General features: G+C 44.3%; 13 protein-coding genes. 1 reads left to right on the forward strand and 12 read right to left on the reverse strand.

Annotated features, from left to right (window positions below; genetic code table 11):
- Positions 1–65: 65 nt before the first annotated feature.
- Both LPH68_RS04140 and LPH68_RS04145 read right to left on the reverse strand, forming a co-directional pair.
- Positions 66–1,739: an OmpP1/FadL family transporter gene (locus tag LPH68_RS04140; RefSeq protein ID WP_074706103.1), complete on the reverse strand. Its 1,674-nt coding sequence runs from the start codon at positions 1,737–1,739 to the stop codon at positions 66–68.
- A 26-nt stretch (positions 1,740–1,765) separates the two neighbouring features.
- Positions 1,766–3,094 carry a hypothetical protein gene (locus tag LPH68_RS04145; protein ID WP_008643998.1) on the reverse strand — a complete coding sequence of 443 codons (1,329 nt, stop codon included), beginning with the start codon at positions 3,092–3,094 and terminating at the stop codon, positions 1,766–1,768.
- 225 nt (positions 3,095–3,319) lie between these two features.
- On the opposite strand from LPH68_RS04145, the gene prmA reads away from it, so the two are divergent.
- Positions 3,320–4,168, forward strand: coding sequence for a 50S ribosomal protein L11 methyltransferase (gene prmA / locus LPH68_RS04150; RefSeq protein WP_008643996.1), 849 nt, complete (start codon positions 3,320–3,322; stop codon positions 4,166–4,168).
- Positions 4,169–4,394: 226 nt separating this feature from the next.
- Here the strand turns inward: prmA and LPH68_RS04155 are convergent, their stop codons facing one another.
- The 10 genes from LPH68_RS04155 to LPH68_RS04200 all read right to left on the reverse strand — a co-directional run bounded on the left by LPH68_RS04155 (position 4,395) and on the right by LPH68_RS04200 (position 19,355).
- On the reverse strand, positions 4,395–4,901 hold the full coding sequence (locus LPH68_RS04155; protein WP_151923067.1) for a flavodoxin: 507 nt from the start codon (positions 4,899–4,901) through the stop codon (positions 4,395–4,397).
- A gap of 12 nt (positions 4,902–4,913) precedes the next feature.
- Positions 4,914–6,950 carry a thiamine pyrophosphate-dependent enzyme gene (locus tag LPH68_RS04160; RefSeq protein ID WP_008774897.1) on the reverse strand — a complete coding sequence of 679 codons (2,037 nt, stop codon included), beginning with the start codon at positions 6,948–6,950 and terminating at the stop codon, positions 4,914–4,916.
- A gap of 37 nt (positions 6,951–6,987) precedes the next feature.
- Positions 6,988–8,424: a dihydrolipoamide acetyltransferase family protein gene (locus tag LPH68_RS04165; RefSeq protein ID WP_151923068.1), complete on the reverse strand. Its 1,437-nt coding sequence runs from the start codon at positions 8,422–8,424 to the stop codon at positions 6,988–6,990.
- A gap of 109 nt (positions 8,425–8,533) precedes the next feature.
- Positions 8,534–9,256, reverse strand: coding sequence for a lipoate--protein ligase family protein (locus LPH68_RS04170; RefSeq protein WP_141409110.1), 723 nt, complete (start codon positions 9,254–9,256; stop codon positions 8,534–8,536).
- A gap of 19 nt (positions 9,257–9,275) precedes the next feature.
- A complete protein-coding gene (lpdA, locus tag LPH68_RS04175; protein ID WP_141409109.1) occupies positions 9,276–10,619 on the reverse strand; it encodes a dihydrolipoyl dehydrogenase in 1,344 nt (447 codons plus the stop codon).
- 76 nt (positions 10,620–10,695) lie between these two features.
- A complete protein-coding gene (locus LPH68_RS04180) occupies positions 10,696–11,589 on the reverse strand; it encodes a glycoside hydrolase family 25 protein (protein ID WP_120070219.1) in 894 nt (297 codons plus the stop codon).
- Between the two features lie 168 nt (positions 11,590–11,757).
- Positions 11,758–13,404: a diphosphate--fructose-6-phosphate 1-phosphotransferase gene (locus LPH68_RS04185; protein ID WP_049703049.1), complete on the reverse strand. Its 1,647-nt coding sequence runs from the start codon at positions 13,402–13,404 to the stop codon at positions 11,758–11,760.
- Between the two features lie 207 nt (positions 13,405–13,611).
- Positions 13,612–14,991: an efflux transporter outer membrane subunit gene (locus LPH68_RS04190; RefSeq protein ID WP_004314974.1), complete on the reverse strand. Its 1,380-nt coding sequence runs from the start codon at positions 14,989–14,991 to the stop codon at positions 13,612–13,614.
- Entirely contained in the window at positions 14,991–18,095 is a 3,105-nt protein-coding gene (locus LPH68_RS04195; RefSeq protein ID WP_004325605.1) for an efflux RND transporter permease subunit, read from the reverse strand. The genes LPH68_RS04190 and LPH68_RS04195 overlap by 1 nt, the downstream gene beginning before the upstream one ends.
- A gap of 3 nt (positions 18,096–18,098) precedes the next feature.
- Positions 18,099–19,355: an efflux RND transporter periplasmic adaptor subunit gene (locus LPH68_RS04200; RefSeq protein ID WP_008021831.1), complete on the reverse strand. Its 1,257-nt coding sequence runs from the start codon at positions 19,353–19,355 to the stop codon at positions 18,099–18,101.
- Between the last annotated feature and the right edge of the window lie 120 nt (positions 19,356–19,475).

A 19,475-nucleotide genomic window follows, 5' to 3' on the forward strand; every position in this document is an offset into this window, starting at 1 on the left:
TCAGCATTCCAGGGATTTTTTACACACAAAAGTTATTATTGAAATTGAAAACTGTCTTTTTTAGGTTAGAAACGCATACCTACGGTAAATAACACTTGACTGCGTGTATTCGTAACTTTCGTTGCTTCCGGTGAACCAATGACTGTATTACCATCTTCATCTGTAAATCCATTCACAAACGGATAGAAATTTTCTTTATATGTAGAGTATTTATAAGCCAAATCAGCATAAAACATTGATCCGCGATAACCAATACCCAATGTATAATTACTCATTGATTTAGAATTGGCAAAGTCTGTATCTGTCTGAATAGAGTTAATAGCCAAATCTTTGAAAGCATCTTGATGGAAAGCCGCAGTACTATAATTATATCCTGCCCTAAAAGCAAACTGTGGAATCACCTTATACTCTAGACCAAGACGGACTGTACTAACCCCTTTCAACATAGACGTCGTACTATTCTCAAATTCATAAGCAGAAGAATTACCTTCAGTATCTTTAAACTTCATGGAAGAATAATCTTGATACTCATACTCTGCTCCTAAAGCCAAGCTCTTGCCTACCGTATATCCCAAACTTACATTATAAGTCCAAGGAGTCTGAAAATCGAAAGGAAGGATCATATCCCCTTTTCCCGGAAGATTATCCCATGATTTCACGTCATATCCCTTTATTTCTCCAGTTACAACATCCATCACATCCGATATAACTTGTGCACTCGTTTTATAATCCAAACTATAGAATATTGGCGTATGTATAGCTAATCCAACCCGAAAAGGCGAATATTCAAAAGGACGAATAATAGCTCCAAACTTCACATCAAAGCCAGACCCCTTTATTCTATTCCAACTCTGCAAATTGTATTTTTCATCGTTTCCATAATCCTCACCATAAAAAGTATATTTATTATAATCCACGGAGTAGGCACCTAGCGTCAATCCCAAATATACCCGATCATTGAAATTAAATGATACATTAAAATCATATTGATCAATTCCTCCGCGTTCTTCTGAATGAAAATTTGCATATCCATTATCCAACATTCCTTCAAAATGTCCAGGAGAGATATAAAGAGGATTACCATTTATATCCTTATACTGTACCTCCTTCCCTTGTTCATCCTTATAGGTATAAGGAATATTGTTTACCCCTCCTGTTTTGTCATGTATTGTAATATCTCTAATCAGCCCAGCATCAGCTCCAAGAATAGAAAGCCACCCAATACCATTATCCGTATAAGGCGAATCTCCCCATTTTTCAATGCCAGCTGCTTGAGATGCCATTAGATAGGTTTGGGAGTAAAGCCCCAAATTACCTTCCATGCGCATGTTGTTATTAAATGATTTCGCTTTATGATAGTTAAAACCGAAATTCACAAAACGCAGCGGAGTTTCATTACCAATCTTCGAAGAAAATACAAATCCGATGTTATTAAAATCTCCTTTAGTTAAATCGGAATTAAACTTTTTCCCCAAATACTGGCTTTCATTCCCATAAAGAGAAAGCCCAAATGAAGTCATTACATCATTACTGCGATAAAGGCCAATACCTGCCGGATTAGTCCCCATCGTAGATATGTCTCCTCCAAGAGCTCCCATAGCTCCACCCATACCCACAAATCGAGCTGTGCCATTCAAATCTTTTCCTGTTAGTTTGGCACCGTCATATATCGTTTGTGCCATTCCCCAAGGCGCTATCATTAGCATCCCCAGAGCAGTTAAAACACTTATCTTTTTCATTCCTGTCAAAACCATTTAATTAATACTTATCTTCTGGCACTGCTACTACGAGAGGAACCTCCACCTGATGATGATCTAGAAGAAGAACCACCGCTCGAATAACTACCCCGAGAGCTACTGCCACCTGACGAAGCTGGAGAATAACTACGTGAAGAAGAACGAGAAGTACCATAGGAAGAAGAACGGGTATTACTATTACTTGCTGGAGAATAACTACGCGGTGCTTCTGAACTTCCACGACTATAAGTTGATCTTGCACTACTGCTTCTAGTAGTGGTTCCAGACGAACGCGAATAACCAGAAGAACCAGTCGAACGGGAAGATGAAGAACTTCCGCTACTTCTAGTACTACTTGGACGAGAATAAGTAGCACTGCTACGACTACTTGAGCCACTGCGTTCACCTGAAGTCCGTGTACCCACTACACGTCTGGAAGTAGTTCCCCTACTATAAGTAGAACCAGAAGAACGAACAGAACTACCTTCTGAACGAACTGCAGAGCCTCCCCGAACAGAAGAGCCACTGGAACGAACGGCACTCGAACCATAACGACGAATAGTAGAAGGATTCCTGTAACTGCTTTGTCCGGAAGAACGACGATTGGTATAGGTAGGACCTGTCCAACGACCGCTTCCACCTCCGCCCCAGCCCCAGCTAGGACCACCATGCCAGTGGTGATGATGTCCCCAATATCCGCCGCCATACCAGCCACCCCAGTAGCCTCCGCCCCAATAACCGGGGTAATATCCCCAAGAGTAATAAGGACGATTCCATCCCCAGCCATAGTTCCATCCCCAGCCGTAAGAGCCATAACGCCAATCCCACCAAAGCGGGTTACTGAACGTCGGGAATGCATAAGCATACATACCATCGGTATATACGTTCCAATCCCATGAGTTCGGACCGTAAACTACATCCCAGTACAACGGACTGCTGATACTGATAGCGAAACGCGGATTGCGGAAACGGATGATACGTTCAGCGTATTCATAGTCGTCTGTTGTACCATTGAATTCGCCCGTCACCCATTCTCCGTCCAAATCCGGATTAGATTTTTCTTTTATATATAAGGTATCATTATCCATTACGAATTCATTTTCACGTGCATCGTAACGGCGGTTATATTCATCCACATCCCGTGTTCTTCCCTTACGGTCCTGAACAACCACTGTAGTACCCGGTGAAGTATAGATGTTAGTCGTCACCTGTTTCTTCGGTTCCTTCTTAACCGGAGTTTCTTTCTTCTCCTGTTTGTCTTTGGAAGGTACGAAGTAAAGGTCGTCATCAACGCTTTGTGCAAAGATACCTATCGGAAGGCACAAGGCAAATAGCAAGAAATAAACAATCTTTTTCATATCATCTCGGTTTATGTAATTACTTAAACTTATTCACGTTACAAAGATAAGGAAGAGATTTTTCGTCCGGGGGAGATTTTCCCCAAAGGATAATAGGGAAATCCCTATTTCTGACTATCTTTGTAGAGGATACAACGCTCATCGGCATAAAGTTCAGGCAAACTTGACTTTCTATACCCGGATTGCTGTATCTTTGCACATTATTCACCAGCATTAAAAACAACTATGAAGTATTTTGAGTTCACATTCCGCACCCAGCCTTGTACCGAAACCGTCAATGACGTACTGGCTGCCATACTGGGTGAAGTCGGATTTGAAAGTTTTGTTGAGTGTGAAGGCGGACTAACCGCATATATCCAACAGACATTGTGTGATGAAAACGCCATCAAGATTGCCATCGCCGAGTTCCCCCTACCCGATACGGATATTACTTATACATACACCGAAGCGGAAGACAAGGACTGGAACGAGGAATGGGAAAAGAATTTCTTCCAACCCATCATTATCGGAAACCGATGTGTGATCCACAGCACTTTCCACCAAGATGTCCCCAAAGCGGAATATGACATCGTCATCAATCCTCAAATGGCCTTCGGAACAGGACACCACGAGACTACCAGCCTCATCATTGAAGAATTATTGGACAGCGAACTGAAAGATAAATCCCTGCTCGATATGGGCTGCGGAACTTCGATTCTCGCCATCCTCGCACGTATGCGGGGCGCACGTCCCTGTACGGCCATCGACATTGATGAATGGTGCGTACGAAACTCCATCGAAAACATCGAATTGAATCACGTAGACGATATTGCCGTATCAGAAGGAGATGCCTCGTCGCTTGTAGGAAAAGGACCTTTCGACGTTATCATCGCCAACATCAACCGGAATATATTACTAAATGATATGAAGCAATATGTTGCCTGTATGCATACGAATTCCGAACTCTACATGAGTGGATTTTATATAGACGACATTGCCGCCATCCGCGAAGAAGCGGAGAAGAACGGACTGACTTTCGTTCATTATAAAGAGAAGAATCGTTGGGCAGAAGTGAAATTTATTTATAAAGGATAAGAGCCAACAAATATCTTTAAAAAAGAAAGCTCCCTTATCATTAAAAGATATAAGAAAGCAAGCAAAAATCGCAGTCGATATACGCTATAAACAAGCGTAAGACTCCAGATTAATGCAGAAAAAAAATAGTGACGGTATACGCTTGGGATAGTGACGCTATCCCAAGCATATACCGTCACTATTTGCATCGGATAGCGTCACTATCTTATAAAGAGAAATAAAGTCGTTACGCGAACTCTTTTTTGACCTGTTGGCACCATGCTTTGATTTTCTTTTCCGCCTGTTCAGACTGATTATCCAAATCGACAACCAACCCGCACCACTGCTCGCCACGTAAAGCCTTTGAATGTTCGAAAGTGTAACCTTCGGAAGAAGTAAAACCGACCAAGGTAGCCTCATCCCCTTCAAAGACTTCTGCCAGCAACCCGATTCCATCTGCAAAATTTTCCGGATAGCGTATCTGATCTCCCAAACCGAAGATAGCAACCTTCTTACCTTTCAATTTCATTGTCCGGAGTTCCGGCAACAGTTCGTCCCAATAAGTAGGAAGTTCCCCGTCAAACCAAGTGGAAGCACCCACAATGAAGCAGTCATAAGCAGCAAAATCATTCTGCCAGGCCTGCTCGATAGGCACTACTTCTATCTTGTCTTCACCAAACTCTTTCTGTATTTTCTCTGCCACCCAACTCGTTCTTTCGGCTTTGGTAGCATAAAACAAACCTATCTTTTTCATCATTCTTATCTTTTAATATTCCAATAATTTCCGTGCAGCTTCGTATATCTTAGCTTCGTCCGGCAAAATTTCTTTTTCCAGTATCGGATTGAAACCGACGGGAGTAAACGTAGAACCGACACGCTGCACCGGTCCGTCGAGATAACGGAACATTTCCTCACCAATCATTGCTGCAAGCTCCGCACCGAAACCGGAGAATACTTTATCTTCATGTACAACCAATGCTTTGCTGGTCTTCTTGACCGATTCAAATATTGCCTCTTTATCCAGCGGAATCAGAGAACGAATATCGATCACTTCTACTTTCCAACCACCCTCTTTCTCCAATCGTTCGGCGGCATGCAGACAGAAATGGGTCGTATTTCCGTATGTGATAATACTCAAATCCGTACCCTCACGGCGGATACGTGCTTTTCCGAAAGGTACTTCAAAGTCTTCCGGCACCACGGTGGCGGCTTCTACCGAATTATACAATGCTTTCGGTTCAAGAAACAAAGTAAATCCCTTAGAGCGCATACTAGTACGTAACAATCCGGCTGCATCATCGGCAAAAGAAGGGCAGACAATTCGTGCTCCCGGCAATGTAGTCAAAGCTCCTTCTATATTTTGAGAGTGATACAGCCCTCCACCGATATAACCTCCGGAAGCCAACCGCAGCGTTATATTCGGGGCAAACTTACCATTGCTGCGCCAATACTCATGCGTACATTCTACATATTGTTCTACGGCAGGCCAGAAGTAATCAGCAAACTCCGCTCCCTCTATCACGACATGGATTTTAGGATCAAAGCGGCTCATTCCGTTGGCAGTGCCTACAATATAATCTTCGGCAATCGGCGCACTGAACACACGGGCTTCGCCGAATTCCTGCTGCATCCCTTTGGTGACATTAAACACACCGCCTTTCTCTCTGTTTGCTACGTCCTGTCCCCAGATAAACGTATCGGGATTGTAGCGGAATTCGGCTTTCAATGTCTCGTTAATGGCATTTACCAGGAAGGTCTTTTCGCCCTCTGCTTCATGAGTACCTTCTTTGTACTTTTGCGGTTGATAAGGTTCGGGCATCACAAAATCGTAGATGCTCTTAGGATCAGGATCGGGAGCAGCCAACGCTTTTCGGTTGGCAGCCGACAGTTCTTTCTTTGCGTCAGCTTCGATCTGTTGCAACTCTTCCTCCGTCAGGCGTTTGTAACGCAACAACATCCGGCGGAATTTCATTAGCGGATCGGCATCTTTTACGTATTCCAGTTCGTTCTCATCCCGGTACAGGGTATGTTTATCCGAGTTGGAATGGGAACCGATACGAACACAATTGGCCTGCACAATCACCGGGTTACGGGTTTCCCTTGCATATTCGTGAGCTTCGGTCATGGCATTCATCGAATCGAATACATCTTTTCCATTGCAATAGATGATTTTCAGGTTCTTGAAACCGGAGAAGTTCTCGGCTACTTTGCGGTTGGCTGTCTGTTCCGATTTAGGGACAGAGATACCATATCCGTTGTCCTGTATCACAAAAATCACAGGAAGACGTTCAAGGCTGGCGCCATTGATAGCCTCATATACAAATCCTTCGGAAGTGGCAGATTCTCCGTGAGAAGTGATGGCGACTCCTTTATGTCCATAATATACCATTGCCCGCGCCACACCTGCCGCATGAAGGTCATGCGTTCCCGTAGCGGAAGAAATGTTTTCGATGTGCCATTCCGGTTTGGCGAAATGGTTCGACATGTGACGTCCGCCGCTACCCGGGTCTGTCGCTTTCGAGATACCATTCAGGATGATTTCTTCCGGAGTCATTCCGGCAGAAAGTACAGTCAGCATATCGCGGTAGTAAGGAAACAGGAAGTCTTCGCCCAAAGTGAATACCTGACCGATGGCAAGCTGAATACCATCATGCCCCGCGTAAGGAGCATGATAAGACCAACCCAAAGATTGCAGCAGGTATGACGGTGCTTTTTCATCCAAAGCACGCCCCAATGTCATCAGATGATACCACTTTTTCAGGGTTTCTACATCTGTCGTTTTTATATCATATTTCTTTTTCATAGTGAATGAAGTTCTTAATGAGTGAAACAATCAGTTATCAGCCTTGCCAGTTTTCGAGGTAGTCGGCTATAAAGTGGAGGAAGTTACCTCCCAACATTCCATCTACTACCCGATGGTCGTAAGACAAAGACAGATACATTTTATGACGGATGGCAATCGTATCGCCTTCCGGTGTTTCTATCACAGCAGGTTTCTTCTCGATATACCCTACTCCCAAAATAGCAACCTGCGGCTGATTAATAATCGGTGTACCGAACAGGCTCTTGAACGTTCCGAAATTGGTAATAGTAAATGTACCGCCATCAATATCTTCCGGCATTAATTTATTATCCCTTGCTTTCAGGGCTAAAGAGTCAATGGCAACTGCCAGGCCGTTCAGATTCAAACGATCGGCGTCATGCACCACAGGCACAATCAGATTTCCATCATTCAGAGAGACGGCAATACCTACATTGATATGTTTCTTAAAGAGGATGTTATATCCGTCTACCGACACATTCACTTGAGGATAGGCTGCCAATGCTTTCGCTACGGCCTCGGTTATCACAGGCATATAAGTCAACTTCACTCCTTCGCGACGGAAGAAAGCATCTTTATTCTTTTCGCGCCAACGCACCAGTTTGGTGACGTCTACTTCTACCACATTGGTTACATGAGGAGATACTTTCTTAGACATAACCATGTGGTCGGCAATAATCCGGCGAACACGATCCATCTCTTTCACTTCAACTCCAGGCATGGCAACAGGAGCAGACGATTTGGATGAAGTAGCAGCCGACTGTGCAGCAGGGGCAGATGCAGCCGGAGACGTTTTCGGAGTTATCGGTTCGGGAGCAACAACCACCGACGGTTTGTTTGCAGCCGGAGCAGCAACAGCAGAGGTCGGCTTCGGTTCAGCCATATCGCCTCTTTTTTTCTTTTCAATATAGTCTTTTATATCTTTCTTACTCAATCGCCCTTCATAACCTGTACCTTGTATAGCATCCAACTCTTCTTTCGGAATCTTAGCTTCCCGCGCCAACTGAATCACAACAGGAGAATACCAACGTTCTTCCTCAACAGCAACGGGTTTCGATGTATCAACGGGGGTTGATGCAGTATTCACTGATTGACTCTTAGCAATGTCTGCTGCTGATTGTGATGTTCCGGAAACATCAGCGGCAACCTGACTGGCATCAGCTCCTTCGTTTGTGGCACCTTCGCTTGCCGGCTCCGTACCGGATGATTCTTCGCCATCCAAATCAATAATAGCGACAACTGTTCCTACAGCAACGGTGTCACCTTCCTTATATAAAATCTCCACCACTTTTCCCGCTACGGGAGAAGGGATTTCTGCACTTACTTTAGCAGTATTCACTTCAAAAAGCACATCGTCTTCCTGAATCATGTCACCCACCTTTACAGACCAAGAGACAATGGTCCCTTCGGTTATACTCTCGCCTAACTTAGGCATTTTTATTTCGAATTTTGACATAGACAATAATTTTATTATTCAACCTTAGATATATTACAACAATGGGCTGAAATAGAAAGTTTTAAGTTAAGTAAATTTTAACCGGATGCCAATCGGTACAAACTGTACATCAACGGCTATATATCCACTCTTTCTGAATATATTTCTCTTCCCGGAGCTGATTGATGGCTTCTATCTCCTCCTTAGTGAAAGCACTGACAGATTGCGACTTACTGAAATACTGAAAAGCCTTTCCTTTAAAATCAGTGACAGTCCCCACCGACAAATGCCTGCGAATATTAGTTACCTCACTCCGAACGGAAGGAACAGCATATACAGACGACAACGTTTCATCATCGACCATCGGTTCCGGATTCAATGCTTGATGCAACGCTGTAAGGTCCGTATCATACAATAGCGTGCAATGATACAATACCCGATCCTTGTACAGGCATTGCGCACTTCCTGATATTTTCAATCCATTCAGATAAATCCCCAATCGTTCGCCTCCTGTTGCCATCAGTCCCATAGAGTTCAGGAAATCCAACGTCCGCTGCAAATACGTGACAAACTCCGGCAAGCGGGGAGTCGTTTCTATAAAAGTCAGATTGACATTGCCCAAATCATGGTACACTGCTCCCCCACCGGAAAAACGACGGGCAACATGTACCTGCTCCCGTTCCGCCCATTCCTGATCGACTTCCGACCGTAACCGCTGATGCTTCCCTATTACCACAGAAGGAGTGTCCTGCCAAAGCATGAAAATGTCTTCATTTCCCTGCTTCAACAGATATTCTTCTGCAGCCAAGTGAAAGTAAATATCAGTAAACGGAGTATAGATACATCGAATCATAGGTCAGACAGAATAAGAGTTAAAACATAATCTCGTGATAAATCTCTCCGACCGTAGGATGCGGGAATACAGTCTTCTGAAATTCTTCCACCGTATAGCCTCTCTGAATAGCAATACCTGCGATCACAATAAGTTCTGACGCCGGATTTCCCAATATGTGGCAACCGATGATCTTCCCTTCTTCATCCTGAATCAGTTTACAAAGGCCGTTTCCCTGTTCATTCTCGGCTACAAACCGACCGGAATAAGCCATCGGCAATTTGGACACACGGTAAGAAAGTCCTGATTTTATCAGTTCTTCTTCTGTCTTTCCCACTCCTGCCACTTCGGGATTGGTATAAACAACTCCCGGAACACAATCGTAATTCATCCGGTCTTCCACTCCCAAGATATGATTGATAGCGACTTCCGCTTCACGAATAGCGGTATGTGCCAATAAAGAATAACCTGTAATATCCCCACAAGCATATACACGGGGATGCGAAGTCAACAGATGTTCATCTACTTTGACCCCGTTCCGATGCAATTCTATATTCAGCTTGTCCAGCCCCACTCTGGATAAATTTGCCTTACGGCCTACACTAAGCAAGATTTTCTCCGCTTCAATAGTGGAAACTTTTCCTTCTTTTTCTATCACGACTCCATGAGCGTTCACTTCCACTACTTTCGTATTCAAATAGAAAGTGACTCCCCGTTTGGCATATTCGGCGCGAAGCATACCGCTCGTTTCCTTATCCATCGCTCCCAAAATCTCCGGCATCATTTCTACCACATGCACCTTTACTCCCATGCTGTTAAAGAAAGAAGCAAATTCCATCCCGATCACTCCACCGCCAATAATAACCAGCGTTTTGGGAAGTTCTTTTATCTCCAACGCCTCCTTGGAAGTCCAATAACTGACTCCCGACAATCCCGGTATGGGAGGAATCACTGTATCGGAACCGGTACATACCAGCAAGTATTTCACGGAATAGGTTTCTCCATCACAGGTGATGCGGATCATCCCCTCGTTCTCTCCTTCTATAAAAGCTTCTTTCTCCACGATCGTCACTCCGTAAGAATTCACAGTCATCTTCACGCCACCCGTCAACATTTTCACTGTTTTGTCTTTGCGGCTCATAATCTTGGATAAATCGAACGAAGGAGATTCGGCAGAAACGCCATATTTGGAAGCACTTTTGATGCTATCCAGTATTTTAGCAGAATATAACAAAGTTTTAGTAGGAATACACCCCTCATTGAGACACACTCCACCCATTGCCTTTTTCTCAAAAAGAACGGCTTTTAATCCGTTGGCCCCTGCCCGTTCGGCAGCTGTGTACCCGGCAGGACCACCACCAATAATAGCTATATCAAAGTTCATAATCGTATCTTTTTTAGTAATAATACGATTATAACAAATGAGAGAAGAGATAAGTTGTTGGGAAAAGAAATACCTGTTACTTAATTGTCAGCTTTTTAAGTTCCTCTAACGAGCCATTGAACACGTTCAGGTCTACGTCTTCTTTGATACCGGGAACACTTCCTACATCAGTATGTTGCCAAAAGTCCCATTTCCCCTGATACTTTACAGAGTCAACATAATAATGGGCAATCCAGTAAGGGTATGTATTGAAGATGGAATCGTCCAGATAACGGGTTTTAAATTTATAAGAAGTATAAAGAATAGGTTTCACTCCATAATGAGATTCCACCCGGTCTAGCCAGCGTTTAATGCCTTGCTGCAATTCCTTTTTTTCCTTCCGCCCGGTCACTTCCACATCAAGTACGGGAGGTAAATCACCCGTGTCCAGTTTCACCGTACGAATAAAGAAGTCCGCCTGTTTCAAAGCATCCGTACCAGGAATATAAAAATGATAAGCACCACGGATAAATCCATGGTTACGGGCATTGGCGAAGTTCGCCTCAAAGGTTGTGTCGTTATGATCTCCTCCTTCTGTAGCTTTCATAAAAACGAAATGCAAAGGAGTAGCCGTCTCTTTATTCTGCAACAGTCTTTTCCAGTCAATCTTTCCCTGGTAGTGAGAAATGTCAATACCATGAATATCATATCCATCAGGGATACAAACTCCGTATTCCTTTAAGCCATGGCAAGGTTTCCATCGATAAGCATAAGGACGGATAAAGAAATAATAGAAAGCAATGGAAAAACAACCAACAATCATCACTGCCAAAATGTTACGAATCCAGACAGGCATCACAGTTCGATGCTTCATCTGTTCCTTTTTTGAGGTACGGGAAGTTTTGGAAGAAGAGGTCGTTCCCTTTTTCTTGGTAGTGGAAACGGTTCTTTTCTTCTGTACGGCAGACATCGGGTTGTTGCGTTGCGGCATTTACTTTAAACGATCAATGTTTTTAGAGATAGGCACGGATTACGCGAATTAACACGGTTTTTTAGTTATTTCTTATAAACCGTGTAGTCCGTGTAATCCGTGCCTGAAAGAATCTTTCATTGCAGCTGTTATTGCAACTGTTACATCAACAACTGCTCTGAAGTGTATTTATTTAGCTTGTTCCAGCTGCAAAGTCTTAGTTGCCTGGTCGCAAACTTCTGTAGGACCGAAGTACTGGATCGGACCCGGATATACATAATCCGTTTCGATAGCCCAACGATCACGTTGCGCAGCAAATGCCTTGAAAGGAGCGCCATCCAGTTTCACCAATGCTTTCTGGATAACCGGTTTCATTTCACCGTGGCGACGTTCCATATTCATCATCATAGTGATAGGCACACCACCAGCAATCCATTCGGCAGCAGGAGCAGTTGTGTTGCGTACAGAAGACATATAACCAGTCTTACCGTTAGCAATCAACATAGAGGCTGTGTAACCCAGAGAGTAGCAATAGTCAGCGTCAAAGTTTGACGGAGCAGCACAACGTCCTTCATAACCGAAGAAGTGGTGTTGAGCAGCAAATTTACCAACATACTTGCCTTCTTCTTTCCATGCAGCCAACTTAGTAGCTACCATTTCAGACAACAGTTTTTCTGTTTCGATCAGTGATACCTGAACGTTTCCGTGCGGGTCACGATCCAAAGTCAACTGGCGGGCAACACCTTCCGGCAGACTTGCGTAGATAGCAGAGTTTTCCGGAGAAAGTTTACGGATGATATAATCACGTTGGTGAGATTTCTTAATCTGACCGAATTCTTCAGCATTAGCAGCCAGGAAGTCGTTCAATTCAGCAATCAGGCGTTTCATGGCAGGAATGAATTCTACCAATCCTTCCGGAATCAATACAGTACCGAAGTTGTTTCCCTGTGCGGCACGGTCAGCTACCACTTTAGCGATGTAAGTCACTACATCGTCCAAAGACATATCTTTAGCTTCTACTTCTTCAGACACGATACACACGTTAGGCTGTACCTGCAAAGCACATTCCAGTGCGATGTGAGAAGCCGAACGACCCATCAACTTGATGAAGTGCCAGTATTTACGTGCAGAGTTACAGTCACGTTGGATGTTACCGATTACTTCTGCATAAGTCTTACATGCTGTATCGAAACCGAAAGAAGTTTCAATCATATCGTTCTTCAAGTCACCGTCGATTGTTTTCGGGCAACCGATTACCTGTACACCATACTTCTTAGCAGCATAGTATTCAGCTAATACACAAGCGTTTGTATTAGAGTCGTCACCACCAATGATAACCAATGCTTTGATGCCAAGTTCTTTGATGATTTCATATCCCTTTTCGAACTGGCTTTCAGCTTCCAGCTTCGTACGTCCGGAACCGATGATATCGAAACCACCTGTGTTACGGTATTCGTCGATAATATCAGCAGTCAGTTCCATATAGTTGTGATCTACCAGACCACCAGGACCCAGGATAAAACCATATAATTTGTTTTCCGGGTTCAATTTCTTGATACCGTCGAACAAACCGGAGATTACATTGTGTCCGCCCGGAGCCTGACCACCGGAAAGAATTACACCTACGTTCATAGCGGGAAGAGCAACAGCTTCACCAGCTTCGAATGTAATCAACGGCATTCCATACGTGTTCGGGAATAATGCTTTGATAGCTTCCTGATCGGCTACAGATTGAGTAGCAGCACCTGCTACAGCCTTAACAGCTCCTGATGCCAATGCTTTCGGAAGTTTGGGCTGGTAAGCAGCCCTTGCGATTTGCAATGCACTTTTAGTCATTTTCTTTAATTTTTTTATTTAAAGGTGTTAGTAAGTTTCTTGTCAAACTTGAAAAGCGTTGCAAATTTCGCACTTTTTTCCGAATTATGAAAATTCTTCTGTTGTTGTTTTTAAGACAAAAGGAAGAAGAAAGAAAAATTAAGGCTACCTCCCGGTGTAGGAGATAGCCTTTACGTTTTCTTCAATGAGTGAATCGATATGATAATTCTAGGGATTTTGTTCCCAGCCTCCACCAAGAGCCTTATAGAGTTGAACTACCGCAATCAACTCGTCACGGATAGCATTACTCAACCCAATCTGTGCATCAAAATATCCACGTTGGGCATCCAATACGTCCAGATAATTAATAACCCCATTGATGTATTGCAGTTGTGCCAGGTCCATGTAGCTCTTGGCCGAACGTTCCAGATTGGCACGAAGTTCGTACACTTCCTTGATCTTGTTGAAGTTGACAATCGCATTGCGTGTTTCCTTGAAAGCTTCCAGTACGGCTTTTTCATAACTATGTACTTCAGCCTCATAAGCTGCCTTTTTTGCTTTCAATGCCGCACGATTCTTTCCCCAACCAAAAATCGGAGTCAGCAAAGCTCCTTCCATCACTGCGTATGGAGATTTCAGGAGTTCCGACAAAGAAGTACTTTCACTACCGAAACCACCTGTCAGGGCAAGACGCGGGAACATATTTGTATAAGCCACTCCCACTTTCGCATTGGCAGCAATCAATTTCTGCTCTGCCTGACGGATGTCGGGACGACGTTCCAATAATGTAGACGGCAACCCAACAGGAAGTGTTTCTGGAGAGTTGAATTCCTGAAGCAAACGGGAACGGGCTATCTTATTAGGATATTCACCGGCAAGATAAGCAATATCGTTTTCTTTCAGGGAGATTTTACGTTCGAGGTCAGGAACCAAAGTTGCCGTACGCGCCAATTCCACCTGTGCCTGTCGATAGGAAGTCTCGGAAGTCAATCCGCCGGCAAACCGGATACGTGCCAGACGTACTCCTTCTTCACGGGCTTTTAATGTTTGCTTTACGATGTCCAGTTCTGTATCTAAAGCAACCAATTCATAGTAAGCCTGTGCCACTTCAGCAACAATCGTCATCCGCAATGCGCGTTGCGCCTCGATAGATTGCAGATATTCGGCAATACTGGCCGAACGTGCCCAGCGCAGATTTCCCCAAAGATCGAGTTCCCATGAAACGAGAAATTGTGCTTCAAAGGTCTCTGATCTCTTGAAAGCATCTCCTCCATGATTTTCGAGTTCACGTTCTGCCGTTACTTTTCCTTTGATATCCGGAAGTAACGCAGCGGTGGAAATACGTTTCTGTGCTGCCATTTCTTTCACACGGGCAGCGGCAATCAACATATCCTTGTTATGATCCAGTGCACGTTCTATCAGGCTTCTCAAGGTAGCATCCGTATAAATATCCCTCCAGTCCTGGTCGCCGAAGCTGATCGAGTCTTGCGCTCTTTCCAAGCTGTCGGGCAAATGAAGATCAGGACGGACATAACTTTTCCCTACCTTGCAGGAAGTCAAGACTCCGGCAAGTAACAGGATAGCAATATATAGTTTCTTTCGTTTCATTATTTCTTATGTTTTAAAATTTTCGACTTTGTTTTATACACCATCACAAAGAAGAACGGCACAAGAATGATACCGAATACAATGGCAAATATCATTCCGAAAAATACACCTGTACCGATTGCCTGCCGGCTTGCCGACCCCGGACCGCTTGCCAATACCATCGGAAGCATACCGAGTACGAATGCGAGAGAAGTCATCAAAATCGGACGGAAACGCAATTTGGCTGCATAGATAGCCGACTGCACCAGGTCTTCACCTTTATCTACCTGTACTTTTGCAAACTCTACAATCAAAATCGCGTTCTTAGCGGCAAGTCCCACCAACATTACCAGACCAATCTGGAAATAGACGTCGTTCTCCAATCCGCAAACCCAGACTCCTAAATAGGCCCCCAAAGCGGCAACAGGTAAAGAAAGCAACACGGCAATAGGCACTGTCCAACTTTCGTATTGCGCAGCAAGGAAAAGGAAAACGAACAGGAATACCAATGCCATCACCATACCTGTCTGACCTCCCGCCTGCTTCTCCTGATAAGAAAGGCCACTCCATTCAAGACCGATATTATCGGGAAGATGGTCACGGGCAATCTGCTCCATGATCTCCATTGCCTGTCCGGAACTATATCCTTGCGCAGCTGCTCCACGAATAACGGCCGTAGTAAACATATTGAAACGTTTAATGCTTCCCGGTCCTGTGGTATAGGAGGCATTTCCTAAAGAAGTCAACGGTACCATCGCTCCATTGGAGGCTTTCACGAAGAACAGATTGATATTGTCTTTGTGTTCCCGGTAAGGAGCTTCCGCCTGAATGTAAACCTTATATATACGGTTGAACATATTAAAGTCGTTCACATACACCGAACCGGTATAAGCCTTCATGGTAGAGAACACATCAGCCAGTGGCACACCCAGCATCTTTACTTTGTCACGGTCTACATCGAAATAGAGTTGTGGTATTTCCGACTGCAAAGAAGATGACAGACCAGCCAGCTCTTTGCGTTTGGATGCGTAGTACATTAATGTATCTGCCGCGTCTACCAAATTATCGAAAGTGGCTTCTCCACGAGCTTCCAATTGCATTTCAAAACCTCCCGAGCTACCCAGTCCCGGAATAACCGGAGGAGTGGACAGATAGACTTTACATTCGGGATATTCCCTCAAATGTTTTTCCACCGTATCCATAATCTTCTCAATAGTGGTACTCTTCCGCTCTTCCCAAGGTTTCAGGATCACCGTCAGTTCAGCACGTCCCTGGTTACTTCCGACACGCGGACTACTTCCCGTTACATTCTGTATATATTCGATATATGGATTCTTCTCCAAATAAGCAATGGCACGTTCTGTTACGATACGGGTACGTTCCAAAGTAGCTCCTTCCGGCAGTTCCAATTCAATTTTGAAATATCCCTGGTCTTCTACAGGCAAGAAACTGGTCGGAATAATGCGGTGAATCAGCATAATAGCGATCAACACCATACCAAAAGCACTCAAAACCCGGCGAGGATGCTTGATCGTACGAGTCACAGCAGCCACATATTTATTGCTACCGATACCCAGCCATTCATTAATCTTCCGGAAAACGATATTCTTTTTCTTTCCGTTATCCGGCTTCAGAATCAATGAACACATCACCGGGCTCAATGTCAGAGCCACTACCGTAGAAATAAGTACGGACACCACAATCGTCACCGTAAACTGGCGATACAACTGCCCTGTAATCCCACTTAAAAAACTAACCGGAACGAACACTGCCGCCAATACCAGTGATGTGGCAATCAAAGCACTAGCAAGTCCGTTCATCGCTTTCTTCGTTGCTTCGTATGGGCTTAGATGTTCCGTTTCCATGATATGTTCTACGCCTTCCACCACCACAATCGCATCATCCACAACAATACCGATGGCAAGAATCAATCCTAGTAATGTCAGTATATTCAGCGAGAAACCGAAAATCAACATGAATCCGAAAGTACCGATCAATGAAATAGGCACCGCCACTACCGGAATCAACGTTGCACGCCAGCTTTGCAAGGATAGATAAACCACCAATACAACTAATACCAACGCTTCAAACAACGTCTTATATACTTCATGAATAGATTCGGAAATATAAGTCGTCATATCGAACGGAATCTCATAGCTCAATCCTTCCGGAAAATTCTTGCTAATCTCATCCATAGCCTCTTTTACTCTCTCGGCTACTTCCATCGCATTTGCTCCCGGCAACATATAAATGCCAAGAACAGCGGCATTCTCGCCGTTGATACCACTTTCCGTGTTATAAGAAGAAGCCTCCAACGATACACGCGCCACGTCTTTCAACCTGATAATAGATCCGTTGGCATTGGCACGCACTACAATATCTTCAAACTGCCCTACGGTAGACAAACGTCCTTGAGTCGTAATAGGAATGGTAATATCCAGTCCCTGCACCGGTTGTTGTCCCAATACACCGGCCGCTGATTCACGGTTCTGATCCTTCAATGCATTCTGTAAATCCTGCACGGTCAGTCCAAAGTTTGCCAACTTATCGGGTTGCGCCCATATCTGCATCGCATAATAGCGGCTACCGATATTAGATACACGTCCAACCCCAGGAATACGGCGAATTACATCGAGCACATTGATAGTAGCAAAGTTACTCAAATAAATTTCGTCGAACTTCGGATCAGTAGAAGTCAAACAAAGCGTCATCAACTGACTGGGAGCCTGTTTTTCTACCGAAATACCATTCTGAATGACTTCCGCCGGCAGACGGGATTCCGCCAGTTTCACACGGTTCTGAATCTCAACAGCTGCCAAATCCGGATCGGCAGATACGTCAAAAGTGACCGTTGCCGAAAAACCTCCGGAGTTAGAACTGTTTGATTCCATATAAAGCATACCCGGCGTACCATTGATTTCCTGCTCAATCGGAGTGGCTACCGCCTGCGACACGGTAAGTGCGCTGGCACCCGGATAGGATGCGCTGATCTTCACCACCGGAGGGGTAATCTGCGGATATTGATCCACCGGAAGCATCGTCAGACCAATAATGCCGACAATCACAATCACGATGGAGATTACAGCCGAGAAGACCGGCCTATCTATAAAAAAAGTAACTTTCATCGTTTATTCTCCTTTCGCGTTATCCTTCGTTCCGGTAGTGTTTTCTTTTACTCCGGTCACTTCATTTTTTGTCGTAGTTATACTGTCCCCAGCTTCGGCTTCCGGATCACTGACCCGTACTTTCATGCCCGGAGTCAACTTATGGAACCCTTCTACAACCACCATTTCTCCTTCTGCCAGTCCTCTTTCTACCACCACATTATTCCCGACTTCCGGTCCTAATTCGATAAAACGTTTCTCTACCGCATTATCTTTGCGCATGGTATAAATATATGCTCCACCCTTTTCGATGGTAACGGCTTTCATCGGAACAACCAGTGCACCTTCACGAACATCCAGCAACAACTTTACCTTTGTAAATTGTCCCGGCAACAATACTTGTTTCGGATTCGGCATTTCTGCACGTACAGAGAAAGTTCCGGTTTGAGGATCGACTTGCGGTTCGGCAAAATCCACATATCCTTTAAATGGATAGACGGTATTATCCGCCAATGTAATGGTAATATTCGGCTGCCAGGAACGGGTGGAATCCTGCTGTCCCAAATTAATGTTTCTTTCTTTACTCTTCAAATAATCGAGTGCTGTCATACTGAAATCCACCAACACTGTATCACTCTTCACAATGGTAGCAAGCAATGATTTTCCTCCGGGACCGACTAATGTACCCAAGTCCACATTTCTTTCACTAATGTGTCCCGATAAGGGCGAACGAACAATGGTATAACCCAATTCCAGTTCAGCCTGTGCCAAATCCGCCTCGCTCATGGCTACCGTTGCCTCGGCACTTTCATATGCAGCTTCCGCATTATCCAAGTCCAACTGGCTTGCAGCGTTCTGTTCAAACAACGGACGGATACGTTTTAAATCACGTTCCGCTTTCAAAGCCTGCGCTTCGTCTTTTTTCAATTGTGCTCTGGCTTTATCTGCTTTGGCACGATACTGGTCCTGGTTGATTACAAACAAAACCTGATTCTTATTGACATATGTACCTTCGGCAAAAAGCATATTTTCCAGATAACCTTCCACACGGGCACGTACCTCGACGAACTGTTGGGCACGAATACGCCCCACATATTCCCCGTATATCTCTACGTCGTCTTTCACTACCGGTTCAACAATGACTGTCGGCATTTCCGGCGCAGCCTTCTGAGGTCGGGTCAGTATCCAGTACACACCCAACACAACTACCATACATATAATAGCAGCAATGGTTCTCTTTCTCCTCAGTTTCAACTCATGTTTCGAAAAGAATAATCTCATATCGAATCTTATTATTTAATTTAACTTATGTTTGTTCTATATCCTTATTTACAACTCATATACCAAAAATGCGTTAGCTGCATTATTTGCTTAAAATCAAAGCATTAGATATTTCTTCGT

Source organism: Bacteroides sp. 1_1_30 (genome assembly GCF_020982715.1).
GTDB lineage: Bacteria > Bacteroidota > Bacteroidia > Bacteroidales > Bacteroidaceae > Bacteroides > Bacteroides xylanisolvens.

What these genes read in the sequence shown, in the direction of transcription:
- LPH68_RS04140 (WP_074706103.1), bottom strand. Translation starts at nt 1,739, where the DNA reads ATGAAAAAGATAAGTGTTTTAACTGCTCTGGGGATGCTAATGATAGCG.
- LPH68_RS04145 (WP_008643998.1), bottom strand. Translation starts at nt 3,094, where the DNA reads ATGAAAAAGATTGTTTATTTCTTGCTATTTGCCTTGTGCCTTCCGATA.
- prmA (WP_008643996.1), top strand. Translation starts at nt 3,320, where the DNA reads ATGAAGTATTTTGAGTTCACATTCCGCACCCAGCCTTGTACCGAAACC.
- LPH68_RS04155 (WP_151923067.1), bottom strand. Translation starts at nt 4,901, where the DNA reads ATGAAAAAGATAGGTTTGTTTTATGCTACCAAAGCCGAAAGAACGAGT.
- LPH68_RS04160 (WP_008774897.1), bottom strand. Translation starts at nt 6,950, where the DNA reads ATGAAAAAGAAATATGATATAAAAACGACAGATGTAGAAACCCTGAAA.
- LPH68_RS04165 (WP_151923068.1), bottom strand. Translation starts at nt 8,424, where the DNA reads ATGTCAAAATTCGAAATAAAAATGCCTAAGTTAGGCGAGAGTATAACC.
- LPH68_RS04170 (WP_141409110.1), bottom strand. Translation starts at nt 9,256, where the DNA reads ATGATTCGATGTATCTATACTCCGTTTACTGATATTTACTTTCACTTG.
- lpdA (WP_141409109.1), bottom strand. Translation starts at nt 10,619, where the DNA reads ATGAACTTTGATATAGCTATTATTGGTGGTGGTCCTGCCGGGTACACA.
- LPH68_RS04180 (WP_120070219.1), bottom strand. Translation starts at nt 11,589, where the DNA reads ATGCCGCAACGCAACAACCCGATGTCTGCCGTACAGAAGAAAAGAACC.
- LPH68_RS04185 (WP_049703049.1), bottom strand. Translation starts at nt 13,404, where the DNA reads ATGACTAAAAGTGCATTGCAAATCGCAAGGGCTGCTTACCAGCCCAAA.
- LPH68_RS04190 (WP_004314974.1), bottom strand. Translation starts at nt 14,991, where the DNA reads ATGAAACGAAAGAAACTATATATTGCTATCCTGTTACTTGCCGGAGTC.
- LPH68_RS04195 (WP_004325605.1), bottom strand. Translation starts at nt 18,095, where the DNA reads ATGAAAGTTACTTTTTTTATAGATAGGCCGGTCTTCTCGGCTGTAATC.
- LPH68_RS04200 (WP_008021831.1), bottom strand. Translation starts at nt 19,355, where the DNA reads ATGAGATTATTCTTTTCGAAACATGAGTTGAAACTGAGGAGAAAGAGA.